Raw genomic sequence first — 16,449 nt, 5'->3', positions numbered from 1 at the left:
CGAGGCGGAGCTCGCGGATGCGTCCGCGCCTGAAGCCGAAGAGACCTGCACTGTCGCTGCTGTCGGTCGGGACGCCCGTCGTCGTCGGCGCGCCCGCCAGGTCGCCGTTGCGTCAACTCGCCGGTCGGCCCGGGGTCCTCGCGGTCCTCGACGAGCCCGACATCGATCCCACCGCGCTGGAGGAGACGCTGGCGTCCTCGCCGCAGGGGGCCGTGGTGATCCTGGACGACGCCGACCTGCTGCTGAAGACGAAGGCCGAGCCCGTCCTCACCCAGATCGCCAAGTCCGGCGCCGAGAACGGCCGGGGCCTGGTGATCGCCGGGCAGACCGACCGGCTCACCTCCGGCTTCTCCGGCTGGCACACCGAGGCCCGCCGCAACCGGTGCGGTCTGCTGCTGAAGCCGCAGAACATGAGCGACGGCGAACTGATCGGCGTCAAGGTGCCCCGCAGCCGCCTGGGCGCGACCCGCCCGGGGCGGGCGATCCTGCACCTGGGCGACGGCGTGCTGCGCACCGTCCAGGTCCCGGAGACGGTGCTCCCGCCGGCCGGGAGCTGAGGTCCCACGGCAGAGGGCTCCCGCCCCGGCGACGGCCGGGGCGGGAGCCCTCACGCATGACGGGACGCGGCCCGGATCAGTCCGATCCCTCCACGTAGCCGGGGTCGCGCACCGTTGTGCCCTCCGTCCCGTGGGGGACGGCGCCGTTGATCGCCCAGGCGAGACCGGCCAGTCCGATGAGGTTCGAGCTCTGGTCGATCCACCCCGCCGACCTCGCCCAGATGTTGGTGAGGCCCGGCAGCTGCTTCAGCACGTCCGGTGTCTTCAGCACCCCACCGGGTATGTTCAACAGCACGTCCTTGACCAGATCGCCCGGATTCTTGAACCCGGTGAACGACTTGATGGTGGGGACCACGCTCTTGATGTTGATCTGGATCGCTTTGAGGTCGTTGGTGACGCTCTTGAGGGTGTTCGCGATCCCGCCCAGCTTGGCGATCTTGATCAGGCCGACTCCGCCGAGCACCAGTCCCAGGCCGCTGAGGACCATGTCGAGCACATCCCACTCGCCCGACTGAATACTGTCGACGATGTTCATGATGAAGGGGATGGCGGCGGTGACCAGACTGGCGATCGTCAGGATGAGCCCGAGGCCCTGCAATCCGGGGATGAGCATGGCGATGATGCCCAGGGCGGCGCTGATGAAGCCGAGCACCTGCTTGAAGACGTCCTTGATCTTCTCCCACAGGCTCTTGCCCGGGACCGCCTCGCTCGTCGCCTCGTCCAGGGCGCGGGCCGCCGTCGAGGCGTCCGTCTCGCGCAGCTCCCGCGCGTCCTCGGCGAGCATGCGGGCGGCGTCGAGATCCCGCTGGGCGCTGTCGGCGTCCCCCCCCGCGCCGCGGACTGGTCGCTGCGGGCGTCCTCTATGGCCTGCCGCGCACTGCGCCGGGCCGCCTCGTCGTCCGGCGGGGGCGGCTCCGCCGCGTCCAGGCCGCTGATCACGGATCCCGCCGCGGCGGCCGCATCGGTGGCCCGCTCCAGCCGCTCCTTGGCGTCCCGTCCGTCGACCAGGGCGTTGTCGGCCTTGCGCTGATGGTCCCCCAGCTGGTCGGCGTACGTGTCCAGCGCGCGGGCCGCCATGTCGTACGAACTGTGCAGCTTCTCCACCTGTTGGGCCAGGTCCCCGAGCTTGTCCCGGAGTTTCTCCATGGCCTTGCCCTCGCCGATCTGGCTGTTCTTCAGGCCGCTGACGATGGGGAGCGCCTGGTCAGCGTCGTCAGCGACGGACCGGTACTGGCTCGCGAGCTTCCCGAGCATCTCCGCGTCGCCCGGCGTCGGGTCGTCCGAGAACCCGAAGACCGTCTCCCAGTCGGACACCGCTGGCCGCGCCATTGCCGCGCCCTCACTTTCCGTCTTCGTCCGTGCCCTGCGGGCTTTGTGCGGCCGGCACAGTCGTGCCCTTGCTCTTGACTTCCACGAAGCGCAGCGTCCCCGCGATGACGTCGAACACTTCGAAGAACTGGTCCTTGAGCCCCACATTGGGCGTGGAGCTGGAGACCAGCAGGTATTCCCGGCGGTTCGGGATCGGGAACAGCGTGTGCAGCAGCGCCGTGGGCACCGGCCTGCCCTTGTAGTCGATGTCCTCGATCGAGGCGATCCGCCCGACCGGCCCGACGCCCTCAAGCTCGACCAGATCCACCTCGCGCGGCGGGTACCCGCTGCTCTGCGGCCCCCCGGCCTGCATGCCCGCCCCGAACAGCACCTCGGCCAGATCCGCCGACTGGTCCTCCGGCACGGGCATCCGCAGCACGACGGACGTGGCGCTGAGCATCGTGTCCCCGCCGGGGAACCTGACCATCCCCGCAGCCTGGAGCGCCCCCCGGGCGTAGGCCTCGCGGGCGGTCCGGCGGGTGTCGCTGATCAGGCCGTCGAGCCGCTCGCGGGAGAGCTGCGGAACCCCCTTCGCCTGGTGCTCGATACGGCGGCGGATGGACGCGTCCCGGGTGCTCGGGTCGAGGTCCAGATACCACCAGGAGCCGGGGTAGCGCAGCTTGTAGTGCGCGGGCGCCCCCGTAGCCCGGTCCGTGACCGGATGCGTCATGACGCATGTCCCTTCTGCCAGCAGGCTCTCGTCAGGTCTTCTTGGAGTCGTCCAGCGCCTTGACGGTCTCGTCGTCCGTCTGCGTGAAGGCGTCGGAGATCTTCTTCGTGTTCTCGGAGAAGACCTTCACGTTGTCCTGCACCTTCTCGTGGCCCTTCCCCCATGCGTCGTCGAATTCGGCGAGGGCGTCGGCGAGCGTCGAATCGCCCACATCGTCCTTCGATCCGACGTTGCTGAGCCTTGCGGTGTTGTTGATCCGCTCCCCGATGTCCTCAAGTGACTTGACCGTCTCGTCCAGGTCCTCAAGAGGGACGCTGATGCGGGTCATCGGTTCCTCCTCTCCGGCCGCCGTCCGGTCCCGCCGCAGAAGGACGGGACCGGACACGAGGGCTCGTCAGCCGATGGAGCCGGATGTCTGGTCGTCGGTGTCGACGAACGCGTCGGCGACCTGCTTGATGAACTCGCTGACGCCCTGCAGGCCCTCGATCGCCTTTTCGGTGCCGTTCTTGTACTCCTCCCAGAACGGACGGAACTTGGTCTCGGAGCCCGGCGTCGCGTAGGCCGCCTCGACCATCTCGTCCATCTTGGTGTTGGCCTCGTGGAGGCTCTGCTGCATCAGCTCCTTCTGGTTCTGCAGCCAGGTCGACGCCTCCCGCATCTCGTCCGGGCTGATCCTGATGTTGCCGCCGGCCATGTCGGTTCCTTCTCTCGTTTCGGGTCGCCGCGGTTGCTGAGCCGCGTACACCGGGCTCTACGGGGCACCCGGCGGGGCGGTTCATGCCTGTTGCGGAACGGTGACGAAAGGAAGGGCCGACGCTGTGATCAGGCCTGGGACCAGGCTTCCTTGGCCGATGACAGGCTCTTCGGTGGACCGTGAGTGACGTTCCCTCACCGAGGGGCAGTAGACCGATACGGGGATCGGGGTCCGGAGCGCACAGTGCCGGGGTGGCGAGATCACCGAGGAAATGATCAACAACGCCAAGCAGACCAAAGGCCTCACCGGCCAGCCCTGACCCCGCGGCCGACGCCCCGCAGGAGACCTGCCTGCTGCGGGGCGCCTCGCCCCTCAGCGCCGCGCCCCTCAGCGCCGCGCACCGGGCCGCGTCCAACGCGACCAGCGGGTCCGTGAACTGTCCGAGGCGACCACCGCGACCGGGGCCACGGTGAGGGAACTGACCGCCACGGCCGCCGACATGGCGCTCCCGGCCGACCGCAGTGGGCTTGCCGCGGTCCGACAGGCACTCACCGGCCTCGTGGCCTTCTTCGCCGCGCTGTGGCCCGCTCTGCGGGAGTTTCGCGAGGCCGGGCAGTCCGTCAGGACCGAGACGGAGGAGAGGGCGCGGGTAGCGGCCCGCGAAGGCGAACTGGGCTTCCACGCACGCACATCGCGCCTGGCCGCAGCGTTGGTTGGGGCGGTCCACTATTTTGTCAAGCAGCCGCGCGGGTGACCACGATCGCGTCATCTCGGTGGTTGGGCCGAGCCGGGTGAGGTCAGCGCGGGAGCGGCTGACTTCCGAGCAAACGATTATATTAGGCCAATTCCCCTGATCACCTTTTAAATCTCTTTTGGTGATGAATCGTTCTGCTTGGGCAGCGTGCAGGCGAACCCGCACCCGACTGGAGAGGGGCCGCCAGCATGTCCGACTGGAAACACATCAAGGGGTCACTGGTACGGATCGCCGTGGGATCCAGGACCAACGTCTGGGGCGTCAACGCCGCCGGTGCGATCTACCGCTACACCAACAACGACGACAACCCCTGGATCAACATCCCCGGGTCGCTGTCCGACATCGGCGCGGGCGCCGACGGAACCGTCTGGGGCGTCAACGCCGCACACCAGGTCTACCGCTACACCGGTGACCAGGACACCAACAACTGGAAGCAGATCAACGGCTCGCTGGTGCGGATCACGGTGGGATCCAGGACCAACGTCTGGGGAGTCGACCCCGCTGGTGCGGTCTACCGCTACAGCAACAGTGACGCCAACCCCGCCAACCCCTGGATCAACATCCCCGGGACACTGTCCGACATCGGCGCGGGCGCCGACGGAACCGTCTGGGGTTGCAACGCCGCCAACCAGGTCTACCGCTACACCGGCGACCGGGACAGCAACAACTGGAAGGGGCTCAACGGCTCGCTCAAAGCGATCGACGTCGGCTCCCGCACCGCCGTGTGGGGCTGCGACCCCGCCGACGCGATCTACCACTACACCTACAGCGACACCACCCCCGCCAACCCCTGGATCAAGATCCCCGGGTCGCTGTCCGACATCGGCGTAGGCGCCGACGGCACGGTCTGGGGCGTCAACGCAGCCGGTGCGATCTACCGCTACACCGGCGACCTGCCCGGCTGACCTGCTGCCTGAGGCGAACCCTGGTGTGCCACGCAACGCCCCCCAGGCACCGCGTGGCACATCGTCGCTCGGGCGCAATTGCCAACGTGGCGAAGCCGTCTCCGACATTCTCCAAAGCCTGCTGAGGACGCGAGTGTTCGCCGACACCGCCCCGTCTCCCTTACCCACCACTCGCCCCAGCTCTCATCCCGTACGCCGTCGAGAAGGTGTACGTGCTACGGCCCCCGTCGGAGAATATGCGCGTGTCACGCCGGAGGACATCGTGCACGGTGAGCAGCTCATCCCTGGTGCGGACGACTGGGGCTATGGCCCTCCGTGCTACCTGACACCCGAGCGCGTCCGGATCGCTGCCGAGTCTCTGCCGTCCACTTCCTTTGAGACCTTGGTACAGGGAGTGACCCCAGAGGAGCTGTCCCAAGCGGACGTGTACCCACAGATCTGGAGTGATCTGAGCGCGTTGGACTACGTGCGCCATCACCATGAGTCGTTGTCCCCCTTCTTCGCCGCTGCGGCAGAAGAGGGTGACGCTGTGTTGGTATGGCTCGACTGATCTTGCCTCTATGCACCCACGAGCGAGTGATCCGCCGCAGAAAACTTCGACTCGTATTCGGAGTCCTCCCTTGATCGTCAGGGGAGGGGTCGGGACTTTGTCATACCCGGCGATATCCACTCTGAACAGCAAAAACGCCCTCCCGAAGGAGGGTGGAGAGTGGGCGCCCCCGGCAGGACTCGAACCTGCGGCCAAGCGCTTAGAAGGCGCCTGCTCTATCCACTGAGCTACGGGGGCCAGGTGTGGTGGCCTGTGTCGTGGTGCCCGGGTGTGGGCTGATCCGTGACGTTGCCGGGGACAAGGATAGGGCTCCCGGGTCCTTGTCCCTGTTGCTTCGCCTCCGTGGCTCAATGTGGAGGTTCGGTGAAGCGGTCCTGATAATCGCAGGCAGGTACGAATCGTGCACCGCTTTTGGCGTCTCGGGCATCGGGTGTTGTGTACTCGTTATGCCTGCGTCCCACTAGTCCCTTCCGTCCCTTGTGTTCTGTCGGCGCGCTGGCATGCTCATATGCTTCCGAATGGCCGTAAAATTGGGCATTCTTCGCATGTGGTGACCTTGGACGTACGGCCTCAGCTGCTCGACGCACTCTCCGCGCTGCGCGATCGTGTCGCCGCCGTGCGCTTTCCGCTGCCCCTGGCTGGGGCCCCACGGGCGCGTGCCAACCGCGACGAACTGCTCGCACAGCTCGACGACTACTTGGTGCCCCGGCTGAGGGAGCCCGAAGCACCGTTGCTGGCCGTCGTGGGGGGATCCACGGGGGCCGGGAAGTCGACACTCGTCAACTCGCTGGTGGGCCGGCGGGTGAGTGAGGCGGGCGTGCTGCGGCCCACGACACGTAATCCCGTGCTGGTGTGCCACCCCGAGGACCATCACTGGTTCACCGGGATGCGTGTGCTGCCCAACCTCACGCGCGCGCGGGTGCCCCATCAGGAGCCGGGGAACGAGCCCTTCCTCCTGGGCAGGGGCACCGATCCCTCCCTCATGGGCAGGAAGAACGAGCGGGTCCTGCGGATCGAGACCACCGAGACACTCCCGCCCGGGCTCGCGCTCCTCGACGCGCCCGACGTCGACTCCCTGATCGCTGAGAGCCGCGTCCTGGCCGCCGAGCTGATCTCCGCGGCCGACATCTGGGTCATGGTCACCACGGCCTCCCGCTACGCCGACGCGGTGCCGTGGCATCTGCTGCGCACCGCCAAGGAGCACAAGGCGACGCTCGTGACCGTTCTCGACCGGGTGCCCCACCAGGTGGTGGCCGAGGTGTCACGGCAGTACGGGGCGCTGCTCACCAAGGCCGGGCTCGGCGAGGTGCCCCGGTTCACCGTGCCCGAGCTGCCCGAGTCCGCATGGGGCGGCGGGCTGCTGCCGGCCACCGCCGTCGCACCGCTGCGCACCTGGCTCATCCAGCAGGTGACCGATCCGGGCGCCAGGGAGCAGGTGATGGCCCGTACGGCCCACGGAGTCCTCGACTCGCTGAGGGCGCGCATGCCCGAGCTGGCCAGTGCGGCCGCCGCCCAGTACGCCGCCGCCCTCCGGCTCACCGCGGCCGTCGACGCGGCGTACGACAGCGAGCACGCGCGCGTGAGGACGCGTTTGCAGGCCGGGGCTGTGCTCGCCGGGGACGCGCTCAAGCGATGGCGCAGCTATCCGCTCGACTGCACCGCCGGTGAACTCCTCGACGCCCTCGTAGAGAGCCTCTGCGCGCTGCTCCTGTGCGCCGTCACGGCCGCCGACGAGCGCGTCGAGGAGATCTGGCGGCGCGAACCGGCCGCGAAGGCGCCCGGGCTGGCCGGCGGCGACGCGGTGCTCGATGGCGCGGAGCACCGCATCGGGACGGCCGTACGGCGCTGGCGGCGCGTCCTGGAGGAGTACGCCGAGGAAGAGGTGCGCGACCTCGACCGGAGCGTCGCCCCGGACGCCGAGGTCGTGGCGGCGCTCGTGGCCACCGTCCTCCTGGGCGGCCGCCGGGCGCGGTCCGCGGGGGAAGGGCTCGCCGAGCGGATCAGTGCGCAGCGGGCGCTCCGGCTGCGCGACCGGGGCGGGCGGCTGCTCACCGAGTACCTCGACAAGGCGCTGTACGCCGAGCGTGAGCGGCGCCTCGCCCCGCTCGATGCGCTCGACGTACACCCGGAGCCCCAGGCCGAACTCATCGCCGCGCTGTCCGTACTGCAGAAGGAGAGGTGACCGCGGTGACTGCCGTCACTGACCGCACGGATCACGCCGACCACACCGGGGGCGAGGGCTCCGGGGGCGCCGGCGAGTCTTCCGGCAAAGCCACCAGCAAAGCCCCCGGCACATCCCCCGAGGAGGCATCCAAGATGGCTCCCAAGCGGCCCTCCGAGGATGACGATCCCGGAAACACCGTCCCTGTGGAGGGCGCTTCAGAAAACGGACGCCCTGTAGAGGGCGCCTCCGCGGGGCGACCGTCGGGCGAGAGCACCGGTGAGAACACAGGCCCTAAGAGCACAGGCCCCAAGAACGCGGGCCCCAAGAACGCAGGTCCTGAAAACGCCGGCCCCGAAGAGGACGAGAGCCGCACCCGCGCGCGCGTGAAGGACGACGACTCGCCCGCACGGGACGACGACTCCTCCGTGCTGGAGAAGTTCCGCAGGAAGGTCCGCTCACGTGCCCGTACCGAGCCCCCTGCGGACACCCGCCCACCCGCTTCCGTGGACCGCGACGACGAACCCACAGGCGACGAACCCGCGGGCGACGAACCCACGAGCGACGACTGGGACGACGGCCTGATCGCCCGGCGCGTGTCCGAGGAGGAAGCCGCCGAGCAGGCCGCGGCCATGGAAACGAGGCTCTCCGGCACGCCGGCGGTGCCCCCTCTCACGTACGACGGGCCGCTGCGGTCGCGGCTCGACGCACTGCGCGAGCTGGTGGGGCTCTCCCGGACGCGGCTGGACAGCAGGACGCTCGCCGAGGCGGGCCGTGTCCTGGACGAGGCGGCGGCGCGGCGCAAGCTCTCCGGGCAGCACACGGTCGTCGCCATCGCGGGCGCCACCGGCAGCGGCAAGTCGATGCTCTTCAACGCGCTCGCCGGAGTGACCATCTCGGAGACCGGCGTCCGCAGGCCCACGACGGCCGCACCCATCGCGTGCAGCTGGAGCGACGGCGCGGCCACGCTCATCGACCGGCTCGGCATCCCGGGACGGCTCCGCAGGCGCCCGATCCAGAGTCCGGACGCGTCGCAGCTGCGCGGGCTCGTACTGGTCGACCTGCCCGATCACGACTCCGCGGCCGTGCAGCACCGCGAGCAGGTGGACCGTGTCCTGGCGCTCGTGGACGCGGTCATCTGGGTCGTCGACCCGGAGAAGTACGCCGACGCCGTCCTCCACGAACGCTATCTGCGGCCCATGGCGGGGCACGCCGAGGTCATGTTCGTCGTCCTCAACCAGGTGGACCGGCTCCCGGGGGAGGCCGCCCACCAGGTCCTGGGCGATCTGCGGAGGCTGCTCGACGAGGACGGGATCCCGCTCGGGGACTACGGCGAACGGGGCACGACCGTGCTCGCGCTGTCCGCGCTCACCGGGGACGGCGTCGGGGAGCTGCGGGAGGCGCTGGGCCAGTTCGTGGCCGAGCGGGGCGCCGCGGGCCGCCGGATCTCCGCCGACCTGGACGCGGCCGCGTGGCGACTGCGGTCCGTGTACTCGACCGGGATGCGTACCGGGCTCAGCGAGGAGGCCCGCGACGAGTTCGCCGACCGGCTCGCGGACGCCGTGGGCGCCACCGCGGCGGGCGAGGCGGCCGAGCGCGCGTGGCTGCGCAACGCGAACCGCGCGTGTGGGACGCCCTGGCTGCGGCTGTGGCGGTGGTTCCAGGACTACAGCGAACTCCCGACCGGACGTGGCCTCCGCGCACCCGTGGACGAGGAGGCCACCGCGCGTCAGCGCGTCGAACAGGCCGTGCGCACCGTGTCCGAACGGGCCGTCTCCGGGCTGCCCGCACCCTGGGCCCAGGCCGTGCGCGAGGCGGCCGTGCGCGGTGCCCAAGGGCTGCCCGAGGCCTTGGACGAGCTGGCGGCACGGGACGGGACGCCGCAGGGCAGGCCGCCCCGGCCTGGCTGGTGGCCGGTCGCCGTGCTTGCCCAGGCGTCCATGACGATCCTCCAGGTCATCGGGGGGCTCTGGCTGGTGGCGCAGATCATCGGGGTCATGGCGCCCAACATCGGCGCGCCGGTGCTGCTGATGTCGATGGGCATCGTCGGTGGTCCGGGCGTCGAGTTGAGCAGCAGGCTGGCGGCGCGCGGCCCGGCCCGGCGATACGGGCTCGAAGCGGAACGAAAACTGCGGGAGGCGGCCGCCGGGTGCGGGCGGGCGCAGGTGCTGGATCCGGTGGCGGCGGAACTGCTGCGGTACCGGGAGGTGCGAGAGCAGTACGGCCAGGTGCTGGGGACCACCGTGGCCGTGCGGTGAGGGGCCGTGCGATGAGGACTCTGTGGTGAGGGGGCGTGCGGTGAGGGCCGTGCGGTGAGAGGGAAAGGCCTGCCGGGCAGGGGGAGTTAGCCCTTTCGGGTGACGGAGTTGTCCACAGGCCAGGGGTTGTGCACAGCGCTCGGCGGGCCCGGCCCGACGGAGGCAGTCTGATCTCGCGGCGACCACGGCGGACGCGGTCACCGCGGCAGACGCAGCCGTACGGGACGGGCCCGTACGCGTATCCCCCCGGCGTGGGCGCCGGGGCGAAGGAGGGGTTCGCGATGAACGAGACGACGCTGTGTGTGGTGGGGAACGTGGCCACCCAGCCGGTGTGCAAGGAGACAGCCACGGGCACGTCGGCCCGGTTCCGGCTGGCGGTGACGTCGCGGTACCTGGACCGGGAGAGGAACGAGTGGACGGACGGCCACACCAACTTCTTCACGGTGTGGGCCAGGCGGACGCTCGCGGTGAACGTGGCCTCGTCCGTGTCGCTGGGCGATCCGGTGGTGGTCCAGGGGCGGCTGAGGGTGCGGACCGAGCGGACCGAGCAGGGCGAGAGCCGCACCTGGGCGGACATCGAAGCGGTGGCGATCGGCCACGATCTCGCGCGCGGCACATCGGCGTTCCGCCGTGCCTCAAGAGGAGACACGGCAGCGGCGGCCCCCACTTCCTCCCGGCCCGAGCCCAACTGGGAGACACCGCCCGTGAGTCGGCCCGATCCACCGTCCCAACCGCAGCCGGAGCCAGCAGGGGTGACGTGACGGCAGTAGGTAATCGACCGGCCTGACCGGGCTGCGGCTTATTGGCGAATGCGTGGCGAAGAGTCCCGGAGAAAGTGTGGATAAGCGCAGCTCAAAGACTGTGTGAGCGATAACGATTACGAGTCGGATCGGTTATCCGACGAGATGACAAGGAAGAGCGGCGTGCCATCTCCCTAGGATGCCGGGACAGCCCACGGGTCTGATGATGCTGTCGTGGGACCCCACCCCCACCTGCCAACGGGTCCTGCTCGAAGGGGAATTCTGTGTTTTCTGTGTTCTCTGCGTTGTCCGCTCGCAGGCGAACAGGCCGGCGGCCGGCAGCCGCTCGCCTCGCGGCCGCGACACTGGTGTCCGGGCTCGTCGCGGCGGGTGTGCTCGCCGGCGCGGGCACGGCCGCCGCCGGGGAGACTCCGCAGGGCCCCGGCGGCGCGACCGCGACGATAACCGGCCTGAAGACCTACGGGACCGCTGTGATCCGCGAGGACGGCGAGGAACAGCAGGTCTCCGCGGGCCTGTTCGAGATGTCCGTCGAGGGCGGCGGCATGCTGCAGACCTACTGCGTCGACCTGTACAACCCGACGCAGCAGGACGCCAGGTACCACGAGACCCCATGGAGCGGCACGTCGCTGAGCGACAACAAGGACGCGGGCAAGATCCGCTGGATTCTCCAGAACTCCTACCCGCAGGTCAACGATCTCGCGGCGCTCGCCAAGAAGGCCGGGGCCGCCGGCCTCACCGAGCAGGACGCCGCGGCCGGCACCCAGGTGGCCATCTGGCGCTACTCGGACGGTGCCGACGTGGAGGCCGTCAACCCGCAGGCGGAGAAGCTCGCGGACTACCTGCAGAAGAGCGCGCGGAACCTGGCGGAACCCAAGGCCTCGCTGACGCTCGACCCGCCGGCGATCTCCGGCCGCGTCGGCGAGAAGCTTGGTCCGGTCACGGTGCACACCAACGCGGACTCCGTGACGGTCGCGCCCCCCGCGGCGGCGATGGCGGACGGGGTGAAGATCGTCGACGAGACCGGCAGGGCCGTGACCTCCGCGGGCAACGGCAGCCGGCTGTACTTCGCGGTGCCCGAGGACGCCGCGGCCGGCTCGGCCGAACTGACCCTGCAGGCCTCCACCACCGTCCCCGTCGGCCGCGCCTTCGCCTCCGAGACCCGCAGTCAGACGCAGATCCTCGCGGGTTCCAGCGAGTCGACGGTCTCCGCCGTGGCGAGTGCGAACTGGGCGGGGAAGGGCGCGATACCCGCGCTGTCCGCCGAGAAGAACTGCACCGCGGGCGGCGTGGACATCACGGCGGCCAACGAGGGGGACGAGCCCTTCACCTTCGAGCTCATGGGCATCAGGTACACGATCGACGCCGGCACGACCGAGACGGTGACGATCCCGCTGCAGGAGGACCAGGCGTACGACTTCACGATCAGGGGGCCGAACGGCTTCGAGAAGCGGATCAGGGGCGTGCTCGACTGCGCGACCGATACCGAGGCAGCCGAAGGCGGTGACTCGGTCCAGACGCTCAGCGAGCCGAGCCCCGCGACGGCGGGCATCGCGTCCACCACGGGCACGGACCTCGCCGAGACGGGCAGTTCCAGCGCGACCCTGCTGATCGCGGGCATAGCGATCGTCATGGTCGTGGTCGGCGGCGGGGCGATGCTCATGGTCCGCAAGACGAAGACGCCCCCGCAGGAGTGAGGAGAACCTCAGCGGGAGCGACCGAGCGGGACTGATCCTTGGCAACTCAACAGTGAGTGACCGTGCGGTGACCCACGTGAACGACGCGGCCCCGGTGCGCCTCCCAGGCGCCCGGGGCCGCGTCTTCCGCCCGCGACGCCCGCCCTCGTGGCCCCTGCATCCCCGCTACCATCCGGTTTCCGTCGAGGGCTGGCCGTGCGGCAAGATGGGTGGTACTGCCCACTGCCAGATTTCAAGCTGCCGGACGGTTTCTCTTGGCTGAGTACATCTACACCATGCGCAAGACGCGCAAGGCTCACGGCGACAAGGTGATCCTTGACGACGTCTCGCTGAACTTCCTGCCCGGCGCGAAGATCGGTGTGGTCGGTCCGAACGGTGCCGGTAAGTCGACGGTCCTGAAGATCATGGCCGGCCTTGAGCAGCCGTCGAACGGTGACGCCTTCCTCTCGCCCGGCTACAGCGTCGGCATCCTGCTGCAGGAGCCCCCGCTGAACGACGAGAAGAACGTCCTGGAGAACGTCCAGGAGGGTGTCGCCGAGATCAAGGGCAAGCTCGACCGGTTCAACGAGATCGCCGAGCAGATGGCGACCGACTACTCGGACGCGCTGCTGGAGGAGATGGGCAAGCTCCAGGAGGAGCTGGACCACGCGGAGGCGTGGGACCTGGACGCCCAGCTGGAGCAGGCCATGGACGCCCTGGGCTGCCCGCCCGGCGACTGGCCCGTCACCAACCTCTCCGGTGGTGAGAAGCGCCGTGTCGCGCTGTGCAAGCTCCTCCTGGAAGCGCCTGACCTGCTGCTCCTCGACGAGCCCACCAACCACCTCGACGCCGAGTCCGTGAACTGGCTGGAGCAGCACCTCGCCCAGTACAAGGGCACCGTCGTAGCCATCACCCACGACCGGTACTTCCTGGACAACGTGGCCGGATGGATCCTGGAGCTCGACCGCGGCCGCGCCATCGGCTACGAGGGCAACTACTCCACGTACCTGGAGACCAAGCAGACCCGCCTCAAGGTCGAGGGCCAGAAGGATGCCAAGCGCGCCAAGCGCCTCAAGGAGGAGCTGGAGTGGGTCCGCTCCAACGCCAAGGGGCGGCAGGCCAAGTCCAAGGCGCGTCTGGCCCGGTACGAGGAGATGGCCGCCGAGGCCGAGAAGATGCGGAAGCTGGACTTCGAGGAGATCCAGATCCCGCCGGGTCCGCGCCTGGGCAGCGTGGTCGTCGAGGTCAACAACCTCAACAAGGCCTTCGGCGAGAAGGTCCTGATCGACGACCTGTCGTTCACGCTGCCGCGCAACGGCATCGTCGGCGTCATCGGCCCGAACGGCGCGGGCAAGACCACCCTGTTCAAGATGATCCAGGGCCTGGAGCAGCCCGACTCCGGCACGATCAAGGTCGGCGAGACCGTCAAGATCTCCTACGTCGACCAGAGCCGCGAGAACATCGACCCCAAGAAGACGCTGTGGGCCGTCGTCTCCGACGAGCTGGACTACATCAACGTCGGCCAGGTCGAGATGCCCTCGCGCGCCTACGTCTCCGCGTTCGGCTTCAAGGGCCCGGACCAGCAGAAGCCGGCCGGGGTGCTCTCCGGCGGTGAGCGCAACCGTCTGAACCTGGCGCTCACCCTGAAGCAGGGCGGCAACCTGCTGCTCCTCGACGAGCCGACCAACGACCTCGACGTGGAGACCCTGTCCTCCCTGGAGAACGCGCTGCTGGAGTTCCCCGGCTGCGCCGTGGTCGTCTCCCACGACCGCTGGTTCCTGGACCGAGTGGCGACGCACATCCTCGCCTACGAGGGCGACTCCAGGTGGTTCTGGTTCGAGGGCAACTTCGATTCGTACGAGAAGAACAAGATCGAGCGGCTCGGTGCGGACGCGGCCCGTCCGCACCGCGCCACCTACAAGAAGCTGACCCGGGGCTGATCTTGCGGCACATCTACCGCTGCCCACTGCGCTGGGCGGACATGGACGCGTACGGCCACATCAACAACGTGGTCTTCCTCCGCTACCTGGAGGAAGCCCGTATCGACTTCCTGTTCCGCCCGGAGAAGGACTTCAAGCAGGGGTCCGTGGTGGCGCGCCACGAGATCGACTACAAGCGGCAGTTGGTCCACCGGCACAGGCCGGTGGACATCGAGCTGTGGGTGACAGAGGTACGGGCGGCCTCGTTCACGCTCACCTATGAGGTCAAGGACGCGGACCAGGTCTACGTCCGGGCCTCGACGGTGATAGTGCCGTTCGACTTCGAGGCGCAGCGGCCGCGCCGGATCACCTCCGAGGAGCGGGAGTTCCTGGAGGAGTACATGGACGACGAGGACGAGGCCGTCGCGGCATGACGGTGCTCCACCTCGCCGACGAGGGGGAGGCGGCGGACCTCGCCGCCTTCCTCGGACGGTTGATCCACTACGACCGGGCGGCCGTGGTGCGTCTGAAGGGCGCCGGGACGACACTCGCGGTGTTCGGCCGCCCGCCGTCGTTCGAGGTCCTCGCGATCCGGGCGGTACGGCTCGCGAAGCCGTACGAGAACGGGCTCGACGTCACGCTCGACTCGACCGTGTCCGCGGGTGAACTCCTGGACGCCATCGACGAGTCGGCGGCCACCACGGTGGTTCCGGCCGCGGTCACCGGGCCGCCGTGGGCGGGGGTGCTTCCCCCGCGCGGCAGCTGGCGAGCGGAGCCGGGGCTGCCGGCACCGGACGCGGTACGGGCGATGATCGCCGCCGCCGTGGCCGAATTCCGGTCCCGCACACAGGAGCTGGCACCGGAGCGGCGGACTCGGGCCGAGCTCGACAAGATCGGGCGGGAGATCTGGTCCCGGCCGATCGGTGACACCGGCCTTCCGGTACGGGCCGCGCACGCGGCGCAGGGGCTCGGCTTCCTGCGCCCCGCACGGGCGGCCGAGCGGCCCGGCGAGGAGCCGCTGAAGCTGTTCTCGTCCGGGGCGTGGCTGAGGCTGCGCACACCGTACGGGTCGATCGCCGTGCGCAGGGCGGGACTCGGGGCCCTGGGCGTCACCGTGCGCTGATGACCGGCGTGCTGATCACCGGGTGTGATCACCCGGTGTGCTGATCACTGGGTGTGCTGATCAACCGGTGTTTCGTGTGCTCTGCTCATGACTCGCTGTCGTCCGGCCACACGCCGATGTGGTCCCGTTCCAGTTCCAGGGCGACGCGGTCGCGCATGCTGAGGGCTTCCGTGTACTCGGTGGGGAGTTGGAGCCGGCCGGCCCGGTCGAGTGTGGCGTACTCGCGGGCGACGACCGCCTCCTGACCGGTGGCCGCGTCGATCTCGGTGCGGCGCAGGACCTCCGTCGAGGTGCGGCCGTCGCGGATGGCCACCGTGCGCCGGACCTCGCCCGCCACGGTCTGGTCGTGGGTGACGATCACGATGGTCGTGCCCAGGTGTTCGTTGGCCGTGCGGAAGGCGGCGAAGATCTGTTCGCCGGTGTGGGAGTCGAGTTCGCCGGTGGGTTCGTCGGCCAGCAGCACTTTCGGAGCGTTGGCCAGGGCGACCGCGATCGCCACGCGCTGCTGCTGACCGCCCGACATCTCCTGGGGGCGGCGGTCGCGGCAGTCGGCGACCTCCAGCAACTCCAGGAGCTCCAGGGCACGTTCGGAACGGTCCCGGCGGCGGGTGCGGGCCCCGCTCAGCTGCATGGGCAGGGCCACGTTCTGGGCGGCCGTCAGATAGGGCAGGAGGTTGCGGGAGGTCTGCTGCCAGACGAAGCCGACGATCTCCCGGCGGTAGCGGAGGCGGTCCTTGGCGGTCATCGTCAGCAGGTCGTGGCCGGCGACGCGGGCCGCTCCGGCGGACGGCGTGTCGAGGCCGGCCAGGATGTTCATCAGCGTCGACTTGCCGCTGCCGGACGAGCCCACCAGGGCCATCAGTTCGCCCTCGCGGACGAGGAGGTCGAGGCCCTGGAGCGCCTGCACCTCCACGCCGTCCGTGGAGAAGATCCTGACCAGGCGGTCACAGGTGATCAGTGCGTCGTGGCCGTAGGCGGGACGGTCCCGGCGGGCCGCCGCGCGGTGGGCGAGGTCGGCGAAGGTGGGGCCCGTACTGGTCATGGGACGACTCCCTC

16 protein-coding genes and 1 tRNA gene are annotated in these 16,449 nt (G+C 69.6%); 11 read left to right on the top strand and 6 right to left on the bottom strand.

The features are described from left to right. The first annotated feature begins 17 nt into the window (after positions 1 to 17). Positions 18 to 557, top strand: a complete 540-nt coding sequence (locus E0500_RS01755) for a hypothetical protein (protein ID WP_258572587.1) — start codon at positions 18 to 20, stop codon at positions 555 to 557. A 76-nt stretch (positions 558 to 633) separates the two neighbouring features. On the opposite strand, the gene E0500_RS01750 is transcribed toward E0500_RS01755, so the two are convergent. From E0500_RS01750 to E0500_RS01735, 4 genes are all read right to left on the bottom strand, one after another. Then, positions 634 to 1,341 (bottom strand): hypothetical protein, encoded by a 708-nt coding sequence (locus E0500_RS01750; protein WP_131563696.1) that lies wholly within the window; start codon positions 1,339 to 1,341, stop codon positions 634 to 636. A 555-nt stretch (positions 1,342 to 1,896) separates the two neighbouring features. Next, positions 1,897 to 2,595, bottom strand: a complete 699-nt coding sequence (locus E0500_RS01745) for a hypothetical protein (protein ID WP_131563695.1) — start codon at positions 2,593 to 2,595, stop codon at positions 1,897 to 1,899. Between the two features lie 31 nt (positions 2,596 to 2,626). Further along, a complete protein-coding gene (locus tag E0500_RS01740) occupies positions 2,627 to 2,923 on the bottom strand; it encodes a DUF6317 family protein (protein WP_131563694.1) in 297 nt (98 codons plus the stop codon). Between the two features lie 66 nt (positions 2,924 to 2,989). Then, on the bottom strand, positions 2,990 to 3,289 hold the full coding sequence (locus tag E0500_RS01735; RefSeq protein ID WP_131563693.1) for a WXG100 family type VII secretion target: 300 nt from the start codon (positions 3,287 to 3,289) through the stop codon (positions 2,990 to 2,992). A 469-nt stretch (positions 3,290 to 3,758) separates the two neighbouring features. On the opposite strand from E0500_RS01735, the gene E0500_RS01730 reads away from it, so the two are divergent. The 3 genes from E0500_RS01730 (at position 3,759) to E0500_RS01720 (ending at position 5,498) form a co-directional block, all read left to right on the top strand. Beyond that, positions 3,759 to 4,043 (top strand): hypothetical protein, encoded by a 285-nt coding sequence (locus E0500_RS01730; RefSeq protein WP_131563692.1) that lies wholly within the window; start codon positions 3,759 to 3,761, stop codon positions 4,041 to 4,043. A 188-nt stretch (positions 4,044 to 4,231) separates the two neighbouring features. Then, positions 4,232 to 4,948, top strand: a complete 717-nt coding sequence (locus tag E0500_RS01725; RefSeq protein ID WP_131563691.1) for a tectonin domain-containing protein — start codon at positions 4,232 to 4,234, stop codon at positions 4,946 to 4,948. Further along, positions 4,911 to 5,498: a YfbM family protein gene (locus E0500_RS01720; RefSeq protein WP_309504802.1), complete on the top strand. Its 588-nt coding sequence runs from the start codon at positions 4,911 to 4,913 to the stop codon at positions 5,496 to 5,498. The genes E0500_RS01725 and E0500_RS01720 overlap by 38 nt, the downstream gene beginning before the upstream one ends. A gap of 164 nt (positions 5,499 to 5,662) precedes the next feature. Here the strand turns inward: E0500_RS01720 and E0500_RS01715 are convergent. Next, positions 5,663 to 5,735 (bottom strand) — tRNA-Arg (locus tag E0500_RS01715). Between the two features lie 310 nt (positions 5,736 to 6,045). Here E0500_RS01715 and E0500_RS01710 point away from each other — a divergent pair. The 7 genes from E0500_RS01710 to E0500_RS01680 all read left to right on the top strand — a co-directional run bounded on the left by E0500_RS01710 (position 6,046) and on the right by E0500_RS01680 (position 15,393). After that, entirely contained in the window at positions 6,046 to 7,680 is a 1,635-nt protein-coding gene (locus E0500_RS01710) for a dynamin family protein (RefSeq protein WP_131563690.1), read from the top strand. Between the two features lie 365 nt (positions 7,681 to 8,045). Further along, positions 8,046 to 9,917 (top strand): GTPase, encoded by a 1,872-nt coding sequence (locus E0500_RS01705; protein WP_399118393.1) that lies wholly within the window; start codon positions 8,046 to 8,048, stop codon positions 9,915 to 9,917. A gap of 281 nt (positions 9,918 to 10,198) precedes the next feature. Beyond that, positions 10,199 to 10,678 carry a single-stranded DNA-binding protein gene (locus tag E0500_RS01700; protein ID WP_131563688.1) on the top strand — a complete coding sequence of 160 codons (480 nt, stop codon included), beginning with the start codon at positions 10,199 to 10,201 and terminating at the stop codon, positions 10,676 to 10,678. Between the two features lie 263 nt (positions 10,679 to 10,941). Continuing rightward, a complete protein-coding gene (locus E0500_RS01695) occupies positions 10,942 to 12,372 on the top strand; it encodes a TQXA domain-containing protein (RefSeq protein ID WP_131563687.1) in 1,431 nt (476 codons plus the stop codon). A gap of 254 nt (positions 12,373 to 12,626) precedes the next feature. Further along, entirely contained in the window at positions 12,627 to 14,291 is a 1,665-nt protein-coding gene (gene ettA / locus E0500_RS01690; RefSeq protein ID WP_131563685.1) for an energy-dependent translational throttle protein EttA, read from the top strand. Between the two features lie 2 nt (positions 14,292 to 14,293). Continuing rightward, positions 14,294 to 14,704 carry a thioesterase family protein gene (locus tag E0500_RS01685; protein WP_131563684.1) on the top strand — a complete coding sequence of 137 codons (411 nt, stop codon included), beginning with the start codon at positions 14,294 to 14,296 and terminating at the stop codon, positions 14,702 to 14,704. Then, positions 14,701 to 15,393, top strand: a complete 693-nt coding sequence (locus E0500_RS01680; protein ID WP_131563683.1) for a hypothetical protein — start codon at positions 14,701 to 14,703, stop codon at positions 15,391 to 15,393. The genes E0500_RS01685 and E0500_RS01680 overlap by 4 nt, the downstream gene beginning before the upstream one ends. An 85-nt stretch (positions 15,394 to 15,478) precedes the next feature. Here the strand turns inward: E0500_RS01680 and E0500_RS01675 are convergent, their stop codons facing one another. Then, positions 15,479 to 16,435, bottom strand: coding sequence for an ABC transporter ATP-binding protein (locus E0500_RS01675; protein WP_131563682.1), 957 nt, complete (start codon positions 16,433 to 16,435; stop codon positions 15,479 to 15,481). Between the last annotated feature and the right edge of the window lie 14 nt (positions 16,436 to 16,449).

Origin of the sequence: Streptomyces sp. KM273126 (assembly GCF_004337435.2) — a bacterium.
Lineage (GTDB): Bacteria > Actinomycetota > Actinomycetes > Streptomycetales > Streptomycetaceae > Streptomyces > Streptomyces acidicola.
This window is presented reverse-complemented; position numbering and strand designations above follow the sequence as displayed.